Source organism: Mycobacterium farcinogenes, assembly GCF_019739075.1.
Lineage (GTDB): Bacteria > Actinomycetota > Actinomycetes > Mycobacteriales > Mycobacteriaceae > Mycobacterium > Mycobacterium senegalense.
Map to the genome: position 1 here is coordinate 1,982,614 of NZ_CP081673.1, position 22,138 is coordinate 2,004,751.

Genomic DNA, 22,138 nt, shown 5'->3' on the forward strand with positions numbered 1-22,138 from the left:
TTTTGCTGTTGTGGTGACCACGGCAAGTACGCCGTACCTGGGCCAAGGGCAGAGCATCAATCTCTTGCTGGCCACCTGGGTCTCGGCCATCAATTTCTGGGCCTGGAACATGATCGGCCCGCTGTCCACCACTTACGCCGGCGACATGAAGTTGAGCAGCACCCAGGCTTCGATGCTGGTCGCGACTCCGATATTGGTCGGCTCGCTCGGCCGGATCGCAGTGGGCGCGCTGACCGACAGGTACGGCGGCCGCACGATGTTCCTCGCGGTGACGCTGGCCTCGATCGTGCCGGTGTTGGCCGTCGGGGCGGCCGGCGAGGCCAGGTCGTACCCGATGTTGTTGGTGTGCGGGTTCTTCCTGGGCATCGCGGGCACAATTTTCGCCGTCGGAATCCCGTTCGCCAATAACTGGTATGAGCCGTCCCGGCGCGGTTACGCCACCGGTGTATTCGGCATGGGCATGGTCGGAACGGCGCTGTCGGCATTCTTCACGCCGCGATTCGTGCGCTGGTTCGGGTTGTTCCCCACCCATCTCATCATCGCGGCCGCCCTGGCGCTGACCGCGGTGCTGTGTTTGGTGGTGATGCGCAATGCCCCCGCGTTCGAGCCGAATACCGATCCGGTGCTGCCCAAGCTCAAGTCGGCGCTGAAGCTTCCCGTGACATGGGAGATGTCGTTCCTGTACGCGGTGGTCTTCGGCGGATTCGTGGCGTTCAGCAACTACCTGCCCACCTACATCAAGAACGTGTACGAGTTCTCCTCGGTCCAAGCCGGAAGTCGCACAGCGGGGTTCGCGTTGGCCGCGGTGCTGGCCCGCCCGATCGGCGGTGCGCTCTCGGACCGCATCCCACCCAAGTATGTGGTGCTCACGTCCTTCGCCGGGACCGCGGTACTCGCCTTCGTCGCGATGTTCCAGCCACCACCCGATGTGTGGTCTGCGGCGACGTTCATCGCTCTGGCGATCTTCCTCGGTATCGGCACCGGCGGCGTGTTCGCCTGGGTGGCACGGCGGTCACCGCACAAGGAGGTCGGCTCGGTCACCGGGATCGTGGCCGCCGCAGGCGGATTGGGCGGCTACTTCCCACCCTTGGTGATGGGAGCGACGTACGACGCTGTCGATCATGACTATTCGGTCGGGTTGCTGCTTCTCGTGGCGACGGCACTGGTGGCGTTCGGCTACACGGCCCTGCGACTACATGCCCACGAACCCCAGCCCAAGGAGGCGCGTCAATGACCAAGCCCCACATCGGCGGATCGATCGAAGAGTTGCTGGAGCGCAGTGGCAGGTTCTTCACCGCCGGTGAGTTCTCCGGTGATCTGCGAACGGTCACGCGGCAGGGGGGCCGTCAGGGCGACGTGTTCTACCGCGACCGGTGGAGCCACGACAAGGTGGTCCGCTCCACCCATGGGGTCAACTGCACCGGATCGTGTTCCTGGAAGATCTACGTCAAGGACGGGATCATCACCTGGGAAACCCAGGAGACCGACTACCCGTCCGTGGGTCCGGACCGCCCCGAATACGAGCCGCGCGGGTGCCCCCGCGGTGCGGCGTTCTCGTGGTACACCTACTCGCCGACGCGAGTGCGGTACCCGTACGCACGCGGGGTGCTGGTGGAGATGTACCGGGAAGCCAAGACCCGCTTGAAGGATCCGGTGCTGGCGTGGGCCGACATCCAAGGCGATCCCGCGCGGCGCAAGCGGTATCACCAGGCCCGCGGCAAAGGTGGTCTGGTCCGGGTCAGCTGGGCTGAGGCCACCGAGATGATCGCCGCCGCGCATGTGCACACGATCAAGACCTACGGGCCGGACCGGGTCGCCGGATTCTCGCCTATCCCCGCGATGTCGATGGTGTCGTTCGCCGCGGGCTCGCGTTTCGTCGAACTCCTCGGCGGGGTGATGACGTCGTTCTACGACTGGTACGCCGACCTTCCGGTGGCCTCTCCGCAGGTGTTCGGAGACCAGACCGACGTGCCGGAGTCCGGGGACTGGTGGGACGCGTCGTATCTGATGATGTGGGGTTCCAACGTCCCGGTCACCCGCACCCCCGACGCGCATTGGATGGCCGAAGTCCGCTATCGGGGTACCAAAGTGGTGACGGTCAGCCCGGATTACGCCGACAACACCAAGTTCGCAGACGAATGGATGCCGTGCGCGGCGGGCACCGACGGTGCGCTGGCAATGGCGATGGGTCACGTCATCCTCGACGAATGTTTTGTGCGGAACCGGATTCCGTACTTCGTCGACTACGTCCGCAGATTCACCGATCTGCCGTTCCTGGTCAAGCTCGAAGAACGCGACGGCATGGTGGTTCCCGGTAAGAATCTCACCGCCGCTGATCTGGGCGGCCCGGTGGCCGAACAGGAGAACGCGGCGTTCAAGCCGGTGCTGCTCGACGGTGCCAGCAACAGTATCGCGGTGCCGCAGGGCTCGTTGGGATTCCGGTATGGCGCTGACGGTGTCGGCAAGTGGAATCTGGATCTGGAGAATCTCTCACCCGCCCTGACGGTGTTGGACGACATATTCGAGACCGCCGAGATCACGCTGCCCCGTTTCGACACCGTCGACGGCAGCGGCACGACCATGCGGCGCGGGGTGCCGGTGCGACGGGTCGGCGAGCACCTGGTGTGCACGGTGTTCGACCTGATGCTGGCCCAGTACGGCGTGCACCGGCCGGGCCTGCCCGGCGAGTGGCCCACCGGATACGACGACGCCGGCCAGCCGTACACCCCGGCCTGGCAGGAGCAGATCACCGGGGTGTCGGCCGGTCAGGCGATCCGCATCGCGCGCGAATTCGCCCGCAACGCCGAGGAATCCGGTGGCAGGTCGATGATCATCATGGGCGCGGGGATCTGCCAGTGGTTTCACGGTGACGCCACCTACCGGGCTGTCCTGGCGCTGCTGCTGCTCACCGGTTCGATGGGTCGCAACGGTGGCGGCTGGGCGCATTACGTGGGTCAGGAGAAGTGCCGGCCGGTGACCGGGTGGGCGGCGATGGCGATGGGCACGGACTGGTCGCGCCCGCCCCGGCAGATGGCGGGAACCTCCTACTGGTATGCCCACACCGATCAGTGGCGCTACGACGGCTACCGCGCCGACGCCCTGTCCAGCCCGGTCGGCCGAGGCCGCTTCCGCGACAAGCACACCATGGATGTGATGGCTTCGGCGGTGGCGATGGGGTGGACGCCGTTCTACCCGCAGTTCGACCGGTCCAGCCTGGATGTGGTCGACGAGGCCAAGGCCGCCGGCCAGGAAGTGCCGGAGTACGTCGCCGGTCAATTGGCCAGTGGCGGGCTGAAACTCGCGGTCACCGACCCGGACAATCCGGCGAACTGGCCGCGGGTGCTCAACGTCTGGCGAGCCAACCTGCTGGGCTCGTCCAGCAAGGGCAACGAATACTTCCTGCGCCACCTGCTGGGCACCACGTCGAACGTGCAGGCCGAGCCCACCGCCGAGGGGCTGCGGCCCAACGATGTGGCCTGGACCGACGACATCCCCGAAGGCAAGCTCGATCTGCTGATGTCGATCGACTTCCGGATGACGTCGACGACGCTGCTCTCTGACGTGGTGCTGCCCGCGGCGACGTGGTACGAGAAGGCCGACCTGTCCAGTACCGACATGCATCCCTATATCCATGCCTTCAGCCCGGCGGTCGACCCGCCGTGGGAAACCCGGTCGGACTTCGAAGCTTTCGGTGCGATCGCCCGAACCTTCAGCACGTTGGCCGCCCGGCATCTGGGTACCCGCACCGACGTGGTGATGGGCACGCTGCAGCACGACACCCCCGGCGCGATGGCCTACCCCGCTGGCACCGAACATGATTGGCGGGTCACCGGTGAGACGCCGGTGCCGGGCAAGACAATGGGACCGCTGGTGGTGGTCGAGCGCGACTACGCGGCGATCGCGGAAAAGTGGGCAACTCTCGGGCCGCTGGTCGAGAGTCTGGGGCTGACCACCAAGGGCATCACCACCCACCCCGACCAGGAGGTCGCTGAGCTCGCCGCCAAATTCGGGGTGATGGATTCGGGTGCCGGCCAGGGCCGCCCGGCGATCACTACAGCCGAGCGGATGGCCGATGTGATCCTGGCGCTGTCGGGCACCTCCAACGGCCGGCTGGCCGTGGAAGGATTCCGCGAACTCGAACGGCGCACCGGCCGCAAGCTGATCCACCTGGCCATCGGCAACGAGGAACGCCGGATCACCTACGCCGACACCCAGGCCCGCCCGGTACCGGTGATCACCAGCCCGGAGTGGTCGGGCAGTGAGACCGGTGGGCGCCGCTACGCGCCGTTCACGGTGAACATCGAGGAGCTCAAGCCGTTTCACACCCTCACCGGACGCATGCACTTCTACGTCGACCATGACTGGCTGGAGGAACTCGGCGAGCAACTGCCGATCTACCGGCCACCGCTGGACATGGCGCGGTTGTTCGGCGAATCCAAACTGGGCCGCGACGGTATCGGCCTGACGGTGCGGTACCTGACCCCGCATTCCAAGTGGTCGATCCACTCGGAGTATCAGGACAACTTGTTCATGCTGTCGTTGTCGCGGGGCGGACCGACCATGTGGATGAGCCCGGCGGACGCCGCGAAGATCGACGTGTCAGACAACGACTGGATCGAGGCGGTCAACCGTAACGGCGTGCTGGTGTGCCGGGCGGTGGTCAGCCACCGGATGCCCGAGGGTGTGGTGTACGTCTACCACGCCCAGGAACGGACCATTGACGTGCCGCTGAGTGAAACCACGGGAACCCGTGGTGGCATTCACAATTCGCTGACCCGGCTGTTGGTCAAGCCCAGCCATCTCGCCGGCGGGTATGCCCAGCATTCGTTCGCCTTCAACTATCTCGGCCCGACCGGAAATCAGCGTGACGAGGTGACGGTGGTTCGCCGCCGTTCGCAGGAGGTGAAGTACCAGTGAAGGTCATGGCCCAGATGGCGATGGTGATGAACCTCGACAAGTGCATCGGGTGTCAAACCTGTTCGGTCACCTGCAAACAAGCCTGGACCAACCGGGCCGGCACCGAATACGTCTGGTTCAACAACGTGGAAACCCGTCCGGGACAGGGCTATCCACGAACGTACCAGGACCAGGACAAATGGCGCGGCGGATGGAAGCTGGACCGGCGTGGCCGGCTGCGCCTGCGTGACGGTGGTCGGCTGGCCAAGCTGGCCAGGATCTTCGCGAACCCGAAGCTGCCGTCCATCGAGGACTACTACGAGCCGTGGACGTATGACTACGAGAACTTGACCTCGGCACCACTCGGCGAACACATCCCCACCGCGCCGCCGCGCAGCTTGATCACCGGCAAGCCCATGAAGGTGTCATGGTCGGCGAACTGGGATGACGACCTGGCCGGTTCACCGGAGATCGTGCCGGGGGACCCGGTGCTCAAACAGGTAAGCGAGCAGATCAAGCTCGAACTCGAGCAGACCTTCATGTTCTACCTGCCGCGCATCTGCGAGCACTGCCTCAACCCGGCGTGCGTGGCGTCCTGTCCGTCGGGCGCGATGTACAAGCGTTCCGAGGACGGCATCGTGCTGGTCGATCAGGACCGTTGCCGCGGATGGCGGATGTGTGTGTCCGGATGCCCTTACAAGAAGGTCTATTTCAACCACAAGACGGGCAAGGCCGAGAAGTGCACGCTGTGCTACCCGCGGATCGAGGTCGGGCTGCCCACGGTGTGCTCTGAGACCTGCGTGGGGCGGTTGCGCTACCTCGGTCTGGTGCTCTACGACGTGGACCGGGTGCTGGAGGCGGCGTCGGTGCCCGACGACAAGGACCTCTACGAGGCGCAGCGGCAGATCCTGCTGGACCCGACCGACCCCGAGGTGATCGCCGGGGCCCGGGCCGAGGGCATCTCCGACGAGTGGATCGAAGCCGCCCAGCGGTCCCCGATATACAAGCTCATTCACACCTATGGTGTTGCGCTGCCATTGCATCCGGAGTTCCGCACCGTGCCGATGGTCTGGTACATCCCGCCGCTGTCCCCGGTGGTCGACGCGGTCAGCCGCGACGGACATGACGGCGAGGACGTCGGCAATCTGTTCGGGGCGCTGGAGGCCCTGCGTATCCCGATCGAGTATCTGGCCGGGCTGTTCACCGCGGGGGACACCGCCGTGGTCGAGGGGGTGCTGCGTCGTCTCGCGGCGATGCGGTCCTACATGCGCGACATCAACCTCGGTCGCGAGACCCAACCGCACATCCCGGCCGCAGTCGGCATGACCGAGGAACAGACATACGAGATGTACCGGCTGCTGGCGCTCGCGAAATACGAGGAGCGCTACGTCATTCCGACTGCGTACAGCTCCGAGGGCATACCGGGGGCGGAGGAGCCCGGCTGTTCCCTGTCCTTCGAAGGTGGGCCGGGAATGTACGAGTCGGGTCCGTTCGGTGAGGCCAGCGGCGGGCCGGTACCGGTGGCGGTGGAGACCTTCCATGCACTGCAGCACCGGCAGACCACCGGCGGCATGGCCGCCAACGCCGAGCGGCCGTCGCGGGTGAACCTCCTCAACTGGGACGGCAGGGGAGTGCCCTCGGGCATGTTCCCGGGGGATCGATGAGCATGCGAAGACGCCGTAATCGCGAAAACGCGATGCAGGACCGCCTGGTGTGGCAGGCGGCGTCACTGCTGCTTTCCTACCCGGACGACGGCCACGCCGACCGGCTGCAGACCGCCGCGCGCCTGCTGGACCATGTCACCGGCGAGCCCAGGGCGCTGCTCGACGAAACCGTTGCCGGGCTGAGCCTGCGCCCGGCCATGGAGCTGGCCCAGGAGTATGTCGAGACCTTCGACCTGCAGAAGCGGTGCACCATGCTGCTGACCTACTGGACGTCGGGAGACACCCGGAACCGGGGAGCGGATATGGTGGAATTCACTCAGACCTACCGTGCTGCCGGTGTCGAGATGCCGAAAGGTGAGGCCCCCGACCACCTTCCGGTGGTCCTGGAGTTCGCCGCCACAGTCGATCCGGCTGCCGGGCGGCGGCTGCTCGCCAAGTACCGAGTGCCGATCGGCGTGGTGGCCGAAGCCTTGGCCGAGCGGAAGTCGCCCTACGCGCCCGCCGTCGCAGCCGTCGACGCGACCCTGCCGCCTCTGGCTTCGGTCGATGATGTGTCGCGGTTGATGGTGTCCGGGCCGCCGGCTGAATCTGTTGGCCTACAACCTTTTCAACTGACAGTGCCGCCCCGAAGGGCATGAGGAGGCCGGGACGATGGACTGGGAGATCTTCTGGGACGTGGTGCCGTATGTGACACTGGCGATGGTCGCCGTCGGCACCTGGTGGCGCTACCGCTACGACAAGTTCGGCTGGACCACGCGCTCGTCGCAGCTCTACGAGTCGCGACTGCTGCGCATCGCCAGCCCGATGTTCCACTTCGGCATGCTCGTGGTGTTCATCGGGCATGTCGTCGGCCTGTTCATCCCGGAATCGTGGATGGACCTGGTGATGAGTGATCACGTCTATCACCTGCAGGCGGTGATCCTCGGCGGCATCGCCGGCATCGCGGCCCTGGTCGGCATCGCACTGCTGATCTACCGTCGCCGGGCCACCGGCCCCGTCTTCATGGCGACCACCGTCAACGACAAGACGATGTACGTGGTGCTGGTGGCCGCGATGGTGGCCGGATTCGCCTGTACGGCCATCGGCGCCACGCCGGAGGGTGCCGAGCACGACTACCGCGAGACAGTGTCACCGTGGTTCCGCTCGATCTGGATCCTGCAGCCACGTGGCGACCTGATGGCTCAGGCGCCGTTGTACTTCCACATCCACGTGATGATCGCGCTCGTCCTGTTTTGCCTCTGGCCGTTCACCCGGCTGGTGCACGTGTTCAGCGCGCCGATCGGCTACCTCTTCCGGCCTTACGTCGTGTACCGCAGCCGCGATGTCGCCGAGCGCAGCGAACTGGTCGGATCACGGCCGCAGCGCCGGGGCTGGTGAGCGTCGCAATGAGGGGACCTTCGGCTCTGCCAGGGAGTGGGTAGCAGGTGCAGGATGGAGATATGGAGCAGTTGGCCGCCCCGGACGCGGGGCGGGGACTCTTCAACGTACAGAGAGGTTGACCGATGAAGGGACAAGAACTCGGCGTGCTCACCCGCAGGCAATGCCTGGATCTGCTGGAGCGGGTGCGTGTCGGACGATTGGTGTTCACCGAGGACGCCCTTCCGGCCGTGCAGCCGGTCAACTTCCGGTTGTTGCACGACGATGTGGTGATCCGGGTGGCCGGCGGGCCCAAGCTGACCGCGGCCATCGAGCATCAGGTGGTGGCGTTTCAGGCCGACGAGCTCGACGCCGACCTACGGAGGGGCTGGAGCGTGACCGTTGTCGGCCATGCCGAGCCGATCACCGATGTCGATGAACAGGTGGAGATCGCCGGAACTTTCGTGCAGCCGTGGGCCGAAGGGCGGCGCGATCACTTCGTACGGATCCGCACCGAGAAGGTCACCGGCCGCGAGCTCCGCGACCATGCGATGCCCCATTACCAGGGCGGCAACTCGGCCGGCGAGTTCCAGGATTCACACGCCAAATTCACAGGAAAGCCATAGAGTCTGGGCACGATCGTCCCGCTCCATTCCTCGAGAACGGGAGATGGATTCGTGGGGGGCCCATGTTCAGTCAGCCTGTCGGCGCCGGAGTCAAGCACGCCGCCCGCGTCGGCGCGGTGGCAGTCGCCCTAGGGCTCGGCGCTGCCGTCGCCTCTCCTGCCGGGGTGGCAGCGGCTGACGAGACCGCCTCTACGTCGACCTCGGAATCGCCGTCGTCGGAAGCGAACAGCCAGCCCGCGACGGATCCGCAACCGCCGGCTGCATCCCCTCAGCCCACGGCGACAGCGGCCACCGGGTCTTCCGAGCGGCCCGCCAGGTCACGCTCGAAAGTACTGATCACGAAGAGATCCACGGCCGAGCAATCCGTTGTCACCCTCGACCGCGGTGTGATCATTCGTAGCTCGGGCGGGGCGCACACGAGGGGCGCCGTCAAGGACGCGCCGGACGTACCGCCGAACCTCCCCGATCAACCGGCGGTTGTCGTCGAGCTGGAGTCAGAGCCGGTGACATCGGACGAGCCGCAAGTCGCAGAAGACACCCATGCGCTGAGTTCGTCGAATCATCTTGCCGGTGAGCTCAATTCGAAGGTGCGCAAAACGGAGCCGCAGTTGAAGCGGGCGGAGGACACCGAGCGCGCGACATTTCTGGGTGTCATGAAAGCCAAGATCGAAGCGCTCGACACGGTGCCGAAACCGACGGTGACGCTGCAGACCCAGACGCAGGCAAAAGCGATCACCATCCCACCGCTGCCGCTTCCGGGGCCGAATTCACCCGAGCCGATCCAGAAGGCCTGGGGTTGCTTCTGCAACGTCTTCACGACGGTGGCTCCCATCGCCCAGAAGCTCGGCGGCGTGATCAACGAGTACATCATGCCCCTGCTGGCAGGGCCCGCCCCCGGGGAGACGCCGGATTCGCCGGCGTTGTGGGCCGTGCTCGGCTGGGTGCGCCGACAGGCTGACCAGATCCTCTCCGCTCCACCGATTTCCGACTTCACCGAAGCGGTGACGGCCTGGGGTACTTTGACGCTTCAGCAGGTGACGCAGTCGTGCGGAGAGCCCACCGAGGGGCTGCCGGCGGAGCTCGAACGCACCGTGATCGTGTCGGGGCTGTCCGAACCGGTGGATTTCCGGTTCCTGCCGGACGACGGTGGAATCCTGATCGCCGAAAAGGGCGGGGCGATCAAGCTTTACCAGGAGGGGCAGGGGACGACCACCGTGGTGGTCCTGCCGACCAAGACCGACTTCGAGAGCGGTATCGGTGGCATCGAGGTCGACCCGAACTTCGCGGAAAACCACTACGTCTACGTGTCATACACCAACGGCAACGACACCGATGTGCTGTCGCGCTTCACGCTCTCCGGTGATCAAGCCGCCATCCTGGCCTCCGAGAAGGTGCTGATCGCGTCGGACGAGGTGGCCGGGCCCATCCACCACGGCGGGGAGATCTACTACGAGGACAATCCCGGCGACGCCGCCGATTACATCTACTGGGCCAAGGGCGACAACTCGGTCAGCACCAACGCGCAAGATCTGACCAACATCCACGGCAAGATCATGCGGATCCACCCTGACGGAACGATCCCGACGGACAATCCCTTCTACAACACACCGGGTGCCCGCAAGGAAATCTGGGCCTACGGACTGCGTAACCCGTTCCGGTTCGACGTCGCGCCCAACGGCCAGCTGCTGGTAGGCGATGTGGGCGACACGTCGTGGGAAGAGCTCAACGTCGTGACGAAGGGCGCCAACTACGGGTGGCCCGGTGCTGAAGGCGTATGTGTCGGCTGCGGTTACGTCAATCCGATCTACTCCTACGACCACAACACGCCCGCTGGAACCGCCTCGATCACCTCTGTCCTGGTGTACACCGGCGACACCTTCCCCGAGGAGTACCAGGGCAAGGTCTTCGTCGCCGACTACACGCTCGGCTGGATCAAGGTGCTGACCCTCGACGAGAACTACGCCAGCTACGTCAGCGAGCAGCCCTTCGACGGCCAGGCGGGGACGCCGGTGCGGCTGATCCAGGGGCCTGACGGCAACATCTATCAACTCAACATCTATCCCGGTGAGCTGTCGGTGATCGCACCGTCGGGCGGAAATCGGGCTCCGACAGCTGTTCTCACGGCGACGCCGAGTAACGGGTATTCGCCTCTGGTCGTCGAGTTCTCGTCGCAGGGCTCCGGTGACCCCGACCCGGACACCGCGCTCACGTATCACTGGGACTTCGGTGACGGCACCACCTCGACGCAGGCCAATCCGACCAAGACCTACGACACCAACGGCACCTACCACGTGACGTTGACCGTGAGCGACGGGGAGAAGACGGGGCAGGACACGCAGTCGATCACCGTCGGCAGCACCGCGCCGCACGACCTGACCATCACCACGCCGCTGGGCGGCCCCCTCGACAACACGAAATACAATGCCGGCGACACCATTTCGTTCACCGGTTCGGCGTTGGATCAAGATGAGACACTGCCCGACAGCGCCTACAACTGGACCGTGGTGTTCCACCACGCCGACCACATCCATCCGGTCACCAGCAATGTCGTCGGCAAGACGGGCAGCATCACCGTTCCGACCGACCCGCACAACTCGGCGGACACTTGGTACGAGGTCAGGCTGACGGTCACCGACAGCACCGGCCTGTCCACGACTTCCTCGGCCATGGTCTACCCGAACACCGTCACGCAGACGTTCACCGCGAGTGACCCGGACGCAGTCTTCACCATCGACGGCAAGCCCTACACCGGTTCTCACACCGAGACGTCGGTGGTGGGTGTCGAGCGGGTCCTCGGCGTCCCGTCACCGCAATACGTCGAGGACGGTCAGCTGGTGTTCGTCAGCTGGTCCGACGGCGGAGCGCAGACCCACACCATCGTCACACCCGGCACGAACACCGACTACGTGGTGACCTTCGACAAGGTTCCGTCGGTGCTGTGAGTGCCCTCAGTACCGCAACCGGTCGTTGACCACCCGCACGGCGTGGCCCGGGTGCTGCGTCGCATACAGCGGGTGCAGCAGCATCGGGTGGCGGCAGTGCGCGCAGGAGGCCTGCGGCTGGTTCGCCGACGCGAAGGTGAGGTGGTGGCATTCGCTGCAGCGGACCATGTAACAGGCCCCGATCCAGTTGGCCATGCCCACGTAGATCGCGACCGTGGTCCCCGCGGCCAGCACCATGATCAAAGCGACCGTGAGCGCTTCATAAACCGTCATCCTGGCACCTCCAAGCACGCTCATCGCACACGTGACGGATACCTGAAACGGTACTCGCGAACCTTAGGATTTCCTGGCCCGTTTGAAGACCTTGTCCAGCTCTTTGCCGCTCGCTCCGTGGTGTTCGGCCTTGCGGACCTGGTGCAGCACCAGGGGGCACCGTTTGCAGCGCGGCTTGCTCCTGCAGCACTTTTTCTTGGGCTTCAGGCGGGCGATCTTTGCGGACTTCAACGTGACGGGGCTCTCTCGTTTTCGTGATCGACCGGCGTGCCTGCGAGAATGTCGGGGTGGATTCACGCCCGAGCTTTCGCAATGTCGCCATCGTCGCCCACGTCGACCACGGCAAGACGACCCTAGTCGATGCGATGCTGCGACAGTCCGGTGCCTTGACGCACCGTGGCGACGACGCGGTCGAGCGCTTGATGGACTCAGGTGACCTTGAGAAGGAAAAGGGCATCACCATCCTGGCCAAGAACACCGCGGTGCACCGGCACCATGCGGACGGTTCGATGACGGTGATCAACGTCATCGACACCCCAGGTCACGCCGATTTCGGCGGCGAGGTGGAGCGCGGCCTGTCCATGGTCGACGGTGTGGTGCTGCTCGTCGACGCCTCCGAAGGCCCGCTCCCGCAGACGCGGTTCGTGCTGCGCAAGGCCCTGGCCGCGCACCTTCCGGTGATCCTGGTGGTCAACAAGACCGACCGGCCCGACGCCCGCATCGCCGAGGTGGTCGAGGAAAGCCACGACCTGCTGCTGGACGTCGCCTCCGACCTCGACGAGGAAGCCCAGGCCGCTGCCGAGAAGGCACTGGACCTGCCCACGTTGTACGCCTCGGGCCGCGCCGGTATCGCGTCGACCACGCAACCCGCCAACGGCGAGAACCCTGACGGCGAGAACCTGGACCCGCTGTTCGACGTGCTGATGGAACACATCCCGGCCCCGTCCGGTGACCCTGAGGCCCCGCTGCAGGCGCTGGTCACCAACCTCGACGCGTCGGCCTTCCTCGGCCGCCTCGCCCTGATCCGTATCTACAACGGCCGGCTCAAGAAGGGCCAGCAGGTCGCTTGGATGCGTGAGGTCGACGGCGCGCCGGTGATCACCAACGCCAAGATCACCGAGCTGTTGGCCACCGAAGGCGTCGACCGCAATCCGACCGAGGAAGCCGTAGCCGGAGACATCGTCGCCGTCGCGGGCATCCCCGAGATCATGATCGGCGACACCCTGGCCGACCCCGAGCACGCGCACGCCCTGCCGCGCATCACCGTCGACGAGCCCGCCATCTCGGTGACCATCGGCACCAACACCTCGCCGCTGGCCGGTCGGGTGTCCGGGCACAAGCTGACCGCCCGCATGGTCAAGAACCGCCTCGACTCCGAGTTGATCGGCAACGTGTCGATCCGGGTCGTCGACATCGGCCGCCCCGACGCCTGGGAGGTGCAGGGCCGCGGTGAGCTGGCGCTGGCCATCTTGGTCGAGCAGATGCGCCGTGAGGGCTTCGAGCTGACCGTCGGCAAGCCGCAGGTGGTCACCAAGAACATCGACGGCAAGCTGCACGAGCCGTTCGAAGAGCTCACCATCGACTGCCCCGAGGAGTTCGTCGGCGCCATCACCCAGCTGATGGCCAACCGCAAGGGCCGCATGGAGCAGATGACCAACCACGCCGCCGGGTGGGTGCGGATGGACTTCGTGGTGCCCAGCCGTGGGCTGATCGGGTTCCGCACCGACTTCCTCACCGAGACCCGTGGCACCGGTATCGCCAACGCGGTGTTCGAGGGCTACCGGCCGTGGGCCGGGGAGATCCGCGCCCGCCACACCGGCTCGCTGGTGAGCGACCGGTCCGGTTCGATCACCCCGTTCGCGATGATCCAGCTGGCCGACCGCGGACAGTTCTTCGTCGAGCCCGGTCAGGACACCTATGAGGGCCAGGTTGTCGGGATCAACCCGCGCGCCGAGGATCTCGACATCAACATCACCCGCGAGAAGAAGCTGACGAACATGCGGTCGTCGACCGCCGACGTCATGGAAACCCTGGCCCGGCCGCTGGAATTGGGCCTGGAGCAGGCCATGGAATTCTGCGCCGAGGACGAGTGCGTGGAGGTGACCCCTGAGGTCGTCCGCGTGCGCAAGGTGGAGCTGACGGCCTCGCTGCGGGCGCGGGCGAAGGCCCGGGCCAAGGCGCGGGGCTAGTTTCACTTTCAGCTGCCGAATGGCCAGTTATTGCACGGCTTTTCGGGCCTGAGGTGCGATAACTGGCCGCTCGTGGTTCGAGTTACCGGGCGGCGGTCGAAGCCGTCTTGTCCGGTTTGGTGAGTGCTTTCTTCACGTTGGATCCCAGCTTGTCGACGGTGGCCGTGACGCGGTCGCTGATCGTCTTCGCCAACTTGGGTGCCGCCGCATGGCGTTTACCGGTCAGGCCGGCCTTTCCTGGCACTGCCTTGGGGCTGGTGCGGACGACGGACTTCGCTTCGGGCTCCGTCGCTTTGGGTTCCGTCGCTTCGTGTTCCGTCGTGGCCGGTTCGGCGGTGAGCGTGACGGTTTCGGCTTTGACACCGATGGGTTCTGCCGCGGCTGCCCTGGCTGCGGGGGCGGCCTCGGGTATCTCCCGGGGCGGCGCGCCGAGGGCTTCGGCGATGGTCTCCCGGGCCAGCACCAGATGTTTGGCAAGGCCGTTGATCAAGCCGGGGTTGTGTCCTCCTTCGGCGATGTCGCCGATGAGGAGTCCGCTGGCGATGTTGGCGGGTGCGACCAGGATCGCGTTCGCGACGGCTGTCGGGTCACCGGATCCGGCCGCTTCGACAATGCTGCGGAGCGACGCCGCCGTCGCCTCCACGGTGTTGTTGGCGATCCCGAGTACGTCAAACCCCAGTTCCATCACCATGGTTGGCGTGGCGGCGATGACATTGGCGATGTTCTGACTGATCGCGACAGGGATCTCAAGCGCCGGGATGAGCGGTATCGCGACCGCCATCAACGAATCCACCACCACGCTGTTCCACACCGTCGAGATCGCTGCGGCGGGATCACCCGCCATCAGCTGTGCGGCCGCCGTGCTCAGCTGCTCGGGCACCTCCTGCAGCGTCCCGAGGAGATTCGTCGCGCCAGTGACGGTCCCCATCGTCAGGATGTTGGCGTACCAGAACTGGTTGGCCAGGACCTGGCTGAGGATCGGCGTCGGGTTACTGACGATCGGGGCGATGGCATCCATCACGTACGCCGCGGTCAGCATCGCGACGTACTGGTAGGCCTCGGCGGGGCTCAGCTCCGGCGGGATCGCGTTGGCGCCGGCGTCGGCGGCGGGAGCGTCGAACGCCTGTACCGACCCCGACAGTTGGACCGACGAATATTCGATCGTGCGCTCCGCCTGCGGTGGGGGAGCCGATATCGGGGTGACGGCGATGACGCTGGCGCCTGCGATCGCCATTCCGGCCGTTACGTAAGGCCGCAGTGCTTGTGGCAACGGGGTCTCCTCTCGTGATGCGTGGTGCCGGTCACTCCGGCTGACGGCGAACGCTATCTGAGAATCGCCTGAGATAGATGCAAAAATCGTGAAGTTGGGGTAGTTCGCTGGCGCCGGTCCGTTGTCGTGCAGCCATCTGCGCATGTCAGAGGTAATCTCGCTGGCAGTGCCGTCTTGGTTGCACCTTGAAAGACTTGGATCGATTCTGGTGATGCGAGTAGCTGTGGAGCCGGTGAACTGTGAGTGCCGGTGCGCGGCAGTGACGGCCGCAGGGGCTCGTTACCCTGAGTAGCGTGCCGACACCCATCCGCCGCGCCCATCTGATGATCGGGGCGCTCGTTTCGGTGCCGGCGCTTCTGTTCAGCGGCTGTACGGTCAGCCCGCCGCCGGCGCCGCAGAGCACCGAGACCACAGAGACGACGCCGCCGCCTCCGATGAAGGCGACACAGATCATCATGGCCATCGACTCGATCGGCCCGGGCTTCAACCCGCACCTGCTGTCGGACCAGTCCCCGGTGAATGCCGCGGTCGCCTCGATGGTGCTGCCGAGCTCGTTCCGCCCGGTGCCCGACCCGAAGTCGCCGACGGGGTCGCGCTGGGAGCTCGATCCGACCTTGCTCGAATCGGCCGAGGTCACCAGTGAGAACCCGTTCACGGTCACCTACAAGATCCGCCCGGAAGCGCAGTGGACCGACAATGCGCCCATCGCCGCCGACGACTACTGGTATCTGTGGCGCCAAATGGTCAGCCAGCCAGGCGTTGTGGACCCGGCAGGCTACGACCTGATCACCGGTGTGCAGTCGGTGGAGGGCGGCAAGCAGGCGGTGGTGACGTTCTCGCAGCCCTACCCGGCGTGGCGGGAGCTGTTCAACGACATCCTGCCGGCTCACATCGTCAAGGACATCCCGGGTGGCTTCGGGGCCGGTCTGGCCCGCGCCATGCCGGTGACCGGCGGGCAGTTCCGGGTGGAGAGCATTGACCCGCAACGCGATGAGATCCTGCTGGCCCGCAACGACCGGTACTGGAGTGCGCCGGCAAAACCCGATCTGGTGCTGTTCCGGCGCGGTGGTGCGCCCGCCGCACTCGCCGACTCGATTCGCAACGGCGACACCCAGGTGGCCCAGGTGCACGGCGGCGCAGCCACTTTCGCGCAGTTGAGTGCGATCCCCGATGTTCGCACCGCCCGGATCGTGACGCCCCGTGTCATGCAGCTGACCCTGCGGGGGCAGCAGCCCACCCTGGAGCAAGCTCAGGTGCGCAAGGCGATCCTGGGTCTCATCGATGTCGATCTGCTGGCGTCGGTGGGTGCGGGTGACGACAACACGGTGACGCTGGCCCAGGCCCAGGTGCGCTCGCCGTCAGATCCCGGCTATGTGCCGACGGCTCCTCCGGCGATGTCGAGGGAGGCCGCACTGGATCTGTTGCGCGGCGCCGGATACGAGATCGAACCCGCCGCCGAGCCTCCCGCGCCCGGTGCGCCGCCGGCCCCCGGCAACAGCAGGCAGCGCATCACCAAGGACGGCGACCCGCTGTCGTTGGTTCTGGGCGTGGCATCCAATGATCCGACTTCGGTGGCAGTGGCCAATACCGCGGCCGATCAACTGCGGAATGTCGGTATCGACGCCTCGGTGCTGGCTTTGGATCCCGTTGCGCTCTACGGCGATGCGCTGACCAACAACCGTGTCGACGCCGTCGTCGGCTGGCATCAGGCCGGGGGAGACCTGGCCACCAGCCTTGCCTCGCGCTACGGCTGCCGCGCGCTGGAAGCGACCGCTGTCTCCACCGCGGTCCCCGGTGTCGCGCCGTCGCCGTCACCGAAGCCGACCACCAGTACCGCCCCCGCACCGGTCACCACTCCGACATCGACCCAGCCCATCCCGGCTCCCGACTCGGGCGCGTTGGTGCAGGCGCCCAGCAACATCACCGGCATCTGTGACCACAGCATCCAGCAGAAGATCGATGCGGCACTGGATGGTTCGCAGAACATCGCCGAGGTGATCCAGGCGGTCGAGCCCAAGCTGTGGAACATGTCCACGGTGTTGCCGATCTTGCAAGACACCACGATCGTCGCGGCCGGGCCGAGCGTGCAGAACGTCAGCTTGACCGGCGCCGTGCCCGTCGGCATCGTCGGCGACGCGGGCAGCTGGACCAAGGGCCGGTAAACCAGCAGTGGGCCCCCTCATCAGAGGAGGCCCACCGGGTGGCGGTGAATCAGGCTGCGCCGCTTGAACTTGCGCTGCTCGATCCTGACGATGACGAGCCGCCGCTGGACTTGGCGTGCTTGCCGGCCTTGGTGCTCTTGCCGCCGAGCCCCTCGGTGGCCTTCTTGATGCCGTCCGTCAAATTCTTGACGGCTCCCTGAACACCCTCGCGGACCTGCTTGACCGGGGTCGGCCGCTTGGTGGACAGGGTCTTGCCGGGCTCGGCCTTGATGCTCTCCTTGACCACCGGGGTGCCGGCACCGGGTGCGGCGTCAGCGGCATCCTCTGCGGCAGTGACAGTTTCGTCGGCAGCGGCCGGCGCGGCGACAGCGGCTGCAACTGGGGTGGCGGCCGCCGCCTTCGGGGTCACGTCCAGCGTCACAACCTTCGACGCCGAGGCCAGGGTGGCGTTCGCCGCCGCCGGTGCTTCCTCTTCGGCGGGCGGCGGTGGAGTGATCGCCGCAGCGATCAATTCGCGAGCCTGCCGGAGCGTGCTCAACAGGCCGAGGCCCGGCCCGAGGATGCCGCCACCGGTCTCGTCGCCGTTGAGGATGGCGTTCGCGATGACGGCGGGGCTGCTGACCAGGGCGCTCGCCACGCCCAGCGGATCGCCCTCCCTGATCGAGTCGACGATCGCCTGACCGACATTGCCCGCCGCGGTGACCGTGCCGTAACCGACGTTGATCAGCCCTAGTACCGGGAAAATAATCGCCGTTTGAGTGTCGACCACGTTGAGCAGGTTCTGGATCGGTTGTCTGATGGCGGCGGTGATCGGCGTCAACAGCGGCAGGCCGGCGTACAGCACGGGGCTGAGAAGCGCGCCCCAGGTATTCGCTACCGCTCCGTTGATGTCACCGGCCAACAAGTTCTCGAATGCCAGCTGCAACGTCGCCGGAATGCCGTAAGGGTTGTTCGGGTCGAGGATCTCGGCCATGCCCGCACCGGCACCTTGAAGACCCGCCACAAGCCCCTGGACGCTGCTGATCTGGTTGGCAATCACCTGCTGCAGGACCGGTGCCGGATTGGCGAGTTCGGCGTCGATGAGGGTCTGCAGGTTGGTGAAGGTGTTGGTGAACAGCGCGGTGTAGGCCTCGATTGGATCGACCGCCGCCGAGAGGCCTACCTCAGCCGACGAGATCGCCGGCACGGTGATGTCCGGCATCGGCGGTGCGACCGGACTCATCGCGATGGCGCCGGCGCCGATCAACGCGACGCCGGCGGCGAGATAGGGATGGGCTACGTCTTGCATTGCTTCTCCTCTGAATCAATCCAATCCCCCGACGAGCCAGAAGCTACCTGAGAGTAGCTTTACAAAATCGAGAATTTGAAAAGTCGAGTTTGGGGCGCGCGGCCTGGCTAACGAACTCGTAAGCGAAGCGAACTAGCTGGTAGAGACAATGGTGAGCAATGTTAATTACTTTTGCTCATGAGCCTCGGCATTTCCCGTACAAACACATCGTGGTGAATGCAAGCCTGCTCCCCGCCGCGGCGCGACGGGGAGCAGCATGCCTACCGGCGGGGTGGTTCAGGCTGCGTCGTGTGAGCTCGCGTGCGAACCCGATGACGATGACGCCGCGCCGCCGGACTTCTTGCCGGCGCTCTTGCCGCTGACGCCGCCGACCGCCTTCTTCAAGCCGTCCGTCGCGTTCTTGACGGCTCCCTGAAGGCTCTCGCGAACCTGGCTGGCAGGGGTGGATCGCTTGGTGGACAGGGCTTTGCCGGGCTCAGCCTTGAGGCTGTCCTTCACCACGGGCGTACTGGCCTTGGTCGATGCGTCTTCCGCAGCGGAATCCTCTGCGGTGGGCGCATTTTCGGCCGGCGCTGCTTCTGCTGGGGCCGCCTCGGCCGGGGCCTCGGCCGCAATCGATGCCTGCGGAGCGACGTTCAGGGTCACGGTGGTCGCCTTGGCCTGCGGTGCTGCAGTCACGGCCGAAGTTTCGGTGGCGGGTGGGGCGATGAGAGTCGCGACGTACTCGCGGGTGTTACGCAACAACGAAACCAATCCCGAATCTCCCAGCAGCCCTTCATTGATCACGGCATTGCCGATGACGGCAGGGGCAGCGATCATCGTGCTGAGGACGCCCAGCGGGTCGCCGTCCATCGCGGCGTCGACGATGTCCTGAGCCACGCTCGCGCTGGTGCTGACGGTGGCATAGACGGGGACGAGCAGTCCGATGACCGGCGCCAGGATGACTTGGGTGTCCGAGAGCACCTTGCCGAGGTTCACCACGGGCTGTGCGATTGCTTGCTGAGCGGCAGGCAATATCTCGGCGAGGCCCAGAGCGGTGATGAGTACGCCTTGCCACACCGTACTTACCGCGCCTTCGACATTGCCCGCCAACAACTCCTGGAATGCCTTCTGGAATTGCGCGGGCAGGCCGAACGGGTTCGACGGGTCCAGGGAATTGGCCAGTGATTCCCCGGCCTTCTGCAGCGCTGTGGCGATGTTGGTGGCGCTGTCGATCTGGTTGGCCACGACCTGTTGCAGGATCGGTGCCGGGTCGGCCAATTCGTCGCCGATGCGAGCCTGCACGTTCGCGAAGGTGTTCGAGAACAGATCGATGTACGCCTGGATCGGGTCGGTTGCCGCCGAGAGGCTCACCGCTGCCGATGAGATCGCCGGCACGGTGATGTCCGGCATCGGCGGCGCGACCGGACTTATGGCGATGGCGCTGGCTCCAAACAACGCGATGCCAGCGGCGAAATAGGGACGGGCTGCGACCTGCATGGCTACTCCTCTGGATGGATCCAATCCCCCGGCGAGGCTGAAGCTACCTGAGAGTAACTTGACAAATTTGCGTTTCGGAAAATGTGAATTCAAAGCCTATCGAGCGGCTAAATGGATTGTGAACAACATGAACTAGCTGATAGATGCCATGATTAGGTGAGCTCGCTAATCGATCGGCACATCGTGCCGGGTGGGCCCGCAAACAATTGTCATTGAATGTAAAGTCTTCGCCGTGCTCGACCGGTATTCGAAAACCTGCGCGTAAAAGGATCGGGGAGGGCAACCTCACCTGTTTGCGTGCTCAACGTTCGGCACTGCGAGGTGGTGACTGCGCCGCGGTAGCTGGATTGAGCGGCTACAACGGCGGAACAGCTGGGGAGCAGGCCGCGTGGGCGCGTTCGCTCCTTCATCGCGCAAGCAATCAAATGTCGGAGCCCGCCACTTTGCGTCGGCGGTGCGCGCAGTGTGCTTTCTCGCGTCGATAACTGAGCTGGAGCTGAGACCTTCCTCAGAAGCGCAGGCCCCCTTCTCGTTGAAGAAGGGGGCCTGCGGGCAGAGCAGCGGGGTTAGTTGTTGTCGGCGCCCTTGGTGGAGTCCGCCTTCTTGGCGGCAGCCTTCTGGGTGCTGGGCTTGTCCTTCTTGAGCCCGTCGGTGAGCTTCTTGACGGTGGACTTGACCTGTTCGCGAACCGTCTTGGCGGCGTTCGCCTTTGCCTGTCCCTTGGCGGCCTTGGGTGACGCCTTCGTCGACAGCTTGGTGACGGCCTTGGTGCCGGCGTCCGCATCCGAAGCATCGGTATCCGCAGCATCGGCTGCTGGAGCTTCGGCCTCGGCGCCCGCAGCCACGGCGGCCGGGGCTGCGTCGGAGTCCGCCGTGGCGGAATCCGCTGCGGCGCCAGAAGCATTGCCCGCGTTGGTGACTGGAGCGGATTCAGGCTTTTCGGCCTGCAGCGTCGAGACTGTGATCGCTGCGGGGGCCGGGGCGGCCAGTGCCTTGGCGGTCGGCAGCGTGATGTCCGGCGGAGTGAACGGCTTGGGGGCGATCTGCTTGAGCGCGTCGACGAAACCGTCGACGGCGAAGTTGATCGAATCATGCATCTGGCCGGCCTGCCCGATGACGTCGAGGGCGAACTTCGCGACTCCGTGTTGGATGGAGTTCACGAAGGTGGCCGGATCGCCGGACGCTGCACCGTCGAGAACTGTCTGCACCCCGGCGATGAACCCCTTGACCACCGGCTGCGGATCTCCGAGGTCGAATCCGATGCCGACGGTGGAGATGATGGCTCCGAGTGCGACACCGATGACGGCGTTGGTCGTAGCGTCGGTGATCGGCTGCGGAACGCCGAGCAACTTGCCGATCGCGTTCATCTCGGGCGTCAGCACTTTCATCAGCAGATCGACGCCCGGCTGCAGGCCCGCCAGCATGATCGCGTCGATTGCGCCATTGGGGTTACCCGCGGCGAGCTGCGCACCCGCCGCCTCCAGCATTGCCGGCAATCCCTCGCCCATATCGCCCAGGATGGTGGCGAGCGCGGTCAACGACTCCGACGTGGCCGTCCCCAAGTTGTTCAGGTTGGGGCCGAACTCCTGGGCGCCGACGACCACGTTCGTGAGGGCGTATGCGAGGAGGTATGCCGGGGGTGTGGACATGAAGGATTGGTAGCCGGCGACCGCGTTGGCGCCGAGTTGCCGAAGGATCGGGGCCGGATTGCTGGTCTGCCGCTCGATGACGCTCGAGATCAGTTCCTGCGTTGCGGTGGCCACCGGCGCAAAAACGGTCACCGGATTGTCGATGGCCGCCGTCAGTGCTACGGGCGCGTGCACCTCGGGGAGGGTCGGGGCTACGGGGGTGACGGCGATGGCGCTGGCACCCACGAGCGCTACTCCTGCGGCCAGATATGACCGCGCAGCGAGTTGCATTGGAATCTCCTTACGGGAGCGTAACTAAGGTCGGCGCAGAAGTTACCCCAAAGTAAGTTCAGCTGTCTGCAAAT

The 22,138-nt window shown here is 65.6% G+C and carries 14 protein-coding genes; 9 read left to right on the forward strand and 5 right to left on the reverse strand.

Features of this window, described 5'->3' with window-relative positions:
* Nucleotides 1-13 precede the first annotated feature (13 nt).
* The 7 genes from K6L26_RS09425 (at nucleotide 14) to K6L26_RS09455 (ending at nucleotide 11,484) form a co-directional block, all read left to right on the forward strand.
* Complete coding sequence (locus tag K6L26_RS09425; RefSeq protein WP_043368139.1) at nucleotides 14-1,234, forward strand: nitrate/nitrite transporter; 1,221 nt, start codon at nucleotides 14-16, stop codon at nucleotides 1,232-1,234.
* Entirely contained in the window at nucleotides 1,231-4,917 is a 3,687-nt protein-coding gene (locus K6L26_RS09430; protein WP_221853013.1) for a nitrate reductase subunit alpha, read from the forward strand. Before K6L26_RS09425 ends, K6L26_RS09430 begins: the two co-directional genes overlap by 4 nt.
* Complete coding sequence (narH, locus tag K6L26_RS09435) at nucleotides 4,914-6,560, forward strand: nitrate reductase subunit beta (protein WP_221853014.1); 1,647 nt, start codon at nucleotides 4,914-4,916, stop codon at nucleotides 6,558-6,560. The genes K6L26_RS09430 and narH overlap by 4 nt, the downstream gene beginning before the upstream one ends.
* Entirely contained in the window at nucleotides 6,557-7,198 is a 642-nt protein-coding gene (gene narJ / locus K6L26_RS09440; protein ID WP_085980326.1) for a nitrate reductase molybdenum cofactor assembly chaperone, read from the forward strand. Before narH ends, narJ begins: the two co-directional genes overlap by 4 nt.
* Nucleotides 7,199-7,211: 13 nt before the next feature.
* Complete coding sequence (narI, locus tag K6L26_RS09445; protein ID WP_019343452.1) at nucleotides 7,212-7,937, forward strand: respiratory nitrate reductase subunit gamma; 726 nt, start codon at nucleotides 7,212-7,214, stop codon at nucleotides 7,935-7,937.
* A gap of 125 nt (nucleotides 7,938-8,062) precedes the next feature.
* Nucleotides 8,063-8,542 carry a pyridoxamine 5'-phosphate oxidase family protein gene (locus K6L26_RS09450; protein ID WP_019343451.1) on the forward strand — a complete coding sequence of 160 codons (480 nt, stop codon included), beginning with the start codon at nucleotides 8,063-8,065 and terminating at the stop codon, nucleotides 8,540-8,542.
* 62 nt (nucleotides 8,543-8,604) lie between these two features.
* Nucleotides 8,605-11,484 carry a PQQ-dependent sugar dehydrogenase gene (locus K6L26_RS09455; protein WP_221853015.1) on the forward strand — a complete coding sequence of 960 codons (2,880 nt, stop codon included), beginning with the start codon at nucleotides 8,605-8,607 and terminating at the stop codon, nucleotides 11,482-11,484.
* 6 nt (nucleotides 11,485-11,490) lie between these two features.
* On the opposite strand, the gene K6L26_RS09460 is transcribed toward K6L26_RS09455, so the two are convergent.
* Nucleotides 11,491-11,757 (reverse strand): hypothetical protein, encoded by a 267-nt coding sequence (locus tag K6L26_RS09460; RefSeq protein WP_019343449.1) that lies wholly within the window; start codon nucleotides 11,755-11,757, stop codon nucleotides 11,491-11,493.
* 287 nt (nucleotides 11,758-12,044) lie between these two features.
* On the opposite strand from K6L26_RS09460, the gene typA reads away from it, so the two are divergent.
* On the forward strand, nucleotides 12,045-13,946 hold the full coding sequence (gene typA, locus K6L26_RS09465) for a translational GTPase TypA (protein ID WP_036394727.1): 1,902 nt from the start codon (nucleotides 12,045-12,047) through the stop codon (nucleotides 13,944-13,946).
* An 82-nt stretch (nucleotides 13,947-14,028) separates the two neighbouring features.
* Here the strand turns inward: typA and K6L26_RS09470 are convergent, their stop codons facing one another.
* A complete protein-coding gene (locus K6L26_RS09470; protein WP_221853016.1) occupies nucleotides 14,029-15,216 on the reverse strand; it encodes a hypothetical protein in 1,188 nt (395 codons plus the stop codon).
* Between the two features lie 323 nt (nucleotides 15,217-15,539).
* Between K6L26_RS09470 and K6L26_RS09475 the strand changes: the two genes are divergently transcribed.
* Nucleotides 15,540-17,378 carry an ABC transporter family substrate-binding protein gene (locus K6L26_RS09475; protein ID WP_221853362.1) on the forward strand — a complete coding sequence of 613 codons (1,839 nt, stop codon included), beginning with the start codon at nucleotides 15,540-15,542 and terminating at the stop codon, nucleotides 17,376-17,378.
* Between the two features lie 49 nt (nucleotides 17,379-17,427).
* On the opposite strand, the gene K6L26_RS09480 is transcribed toward K6L26_RS09475, so the two are convergent.
* The 3 genes from K6L26_RS09480 to K6L26_RS09490 all read right to left on the reverse strand — a co-directional run bounded on the left by K6L26_RS09480 (nucleotide 17,428) and on the right by K6L26_RS09490 (nucleotide 22,064).
* Complete coding sequence (locus tag K6L26_RS09480; RefSeq protein ID WP_221853017.1) at nucleotides 17,428-18,666, reverse strand: hypothetical protein; 1,239 nt, start codon at nucleotides 18,664-18,666, stop codon at nucleotides 17,428-17,430.
* A 276-nt stretch (nucleotides 18,667-18,942) separates the two neighbouring features.
* On the reverse strand, nucleotides 18,943-20,145 hold the full coding sequence (locus K6L26_RS09485) for a hypothetical protein (protein WP_221853018.1): 1,203 nt from the start codon (nucleotides 20,143-20,145) through the stop codon (nucleotides 18,943-18,945).
* A gap of 566 nt (nucleotides 20,146-20,711) precedes the next feature.
* On the reverse strand, nucleotides 20,712-22,064 hold the full coding sequence (locus K6L26_RS09490) for a hypothetical protein (protein WP_221853019.1): 1,353 nt from the start codon (nucleotides 22,062-22,064) through the stop codon (nucleotides 20,712-20,714).
* Between the last annotated feature and the right edge of the window lie 74 nt (nucleotides 22,065-22,138).

Coding starts and splice junctions, on each gene's coding strand:
- K6L26_RS09430 (WP_221853013.1), top strand. CDS start 1,231: ATGACCAAGCCCCACATCGGCGGATCGATCGAAGAGTTGCTGGAGCGC.
- narJ (WP_085980326.1), top strand. CDS start 6,557: ATGAGCATGCGAAGACGCCGTAATCGCGAAAACGCGATGCAGGACCGC.
- narI (WP_019343452.1), top strand. CDS start 7,212: ATGGACTGGGAGATCTTCTGGGACGTGGTGCCGTATGTGACACTGGCG.
- K6L26_RS09450 (WP_019343451.1), top strand. CDS start 8,063: ATGAAGGGACAAGAACTCGGCGTGCTCACCCGCAGGCAATGCCTGGAT.
- K6L26_RS09455 (WP_221853015.1), top strand. CDS start 8,605: ATGTTCAGTCAGCCTGTCGGCGCCGGAGTCAAGCACGCCGCCCGCGTC.
- K6L26_RS09460 (WP_019343449.1), bottom strand. CDS start 11,757: ATGACGGTTTATGAAGCGCTCACGGTCGCTTTGATCATGGTGCTGGCC.
- K6L26_RS09475 (WP_221853362.1), top strand. CDS start 15,540: ATGATCGGGGCGCTCGTTTCGGTGCCGGCGCTTCTGTTCAGCGGCTGT.
- K6L26_RS09480 (WP_221853017.1), bottom strand. CDS start 18,666: ATGCAAGACGTAGCCCATCCCTATCTCGCCGCCGGCGTCGCGTTGATC.
- K6L26_RS09485 (WP_221853018.1), bottom strand. CDS start 20,145: ATGCAGGTCGCAGCCCGTCCCTATTTCGCCGCTGGCATCGCGTTGTTT.
- K6L26_RS09490 (WP_221853019.1), bottom strand. CDS start 22,064: ATGCAACTCGCTGCGCGGTCATATCTGGCCGCAGGAGTAGCGCTCGTG.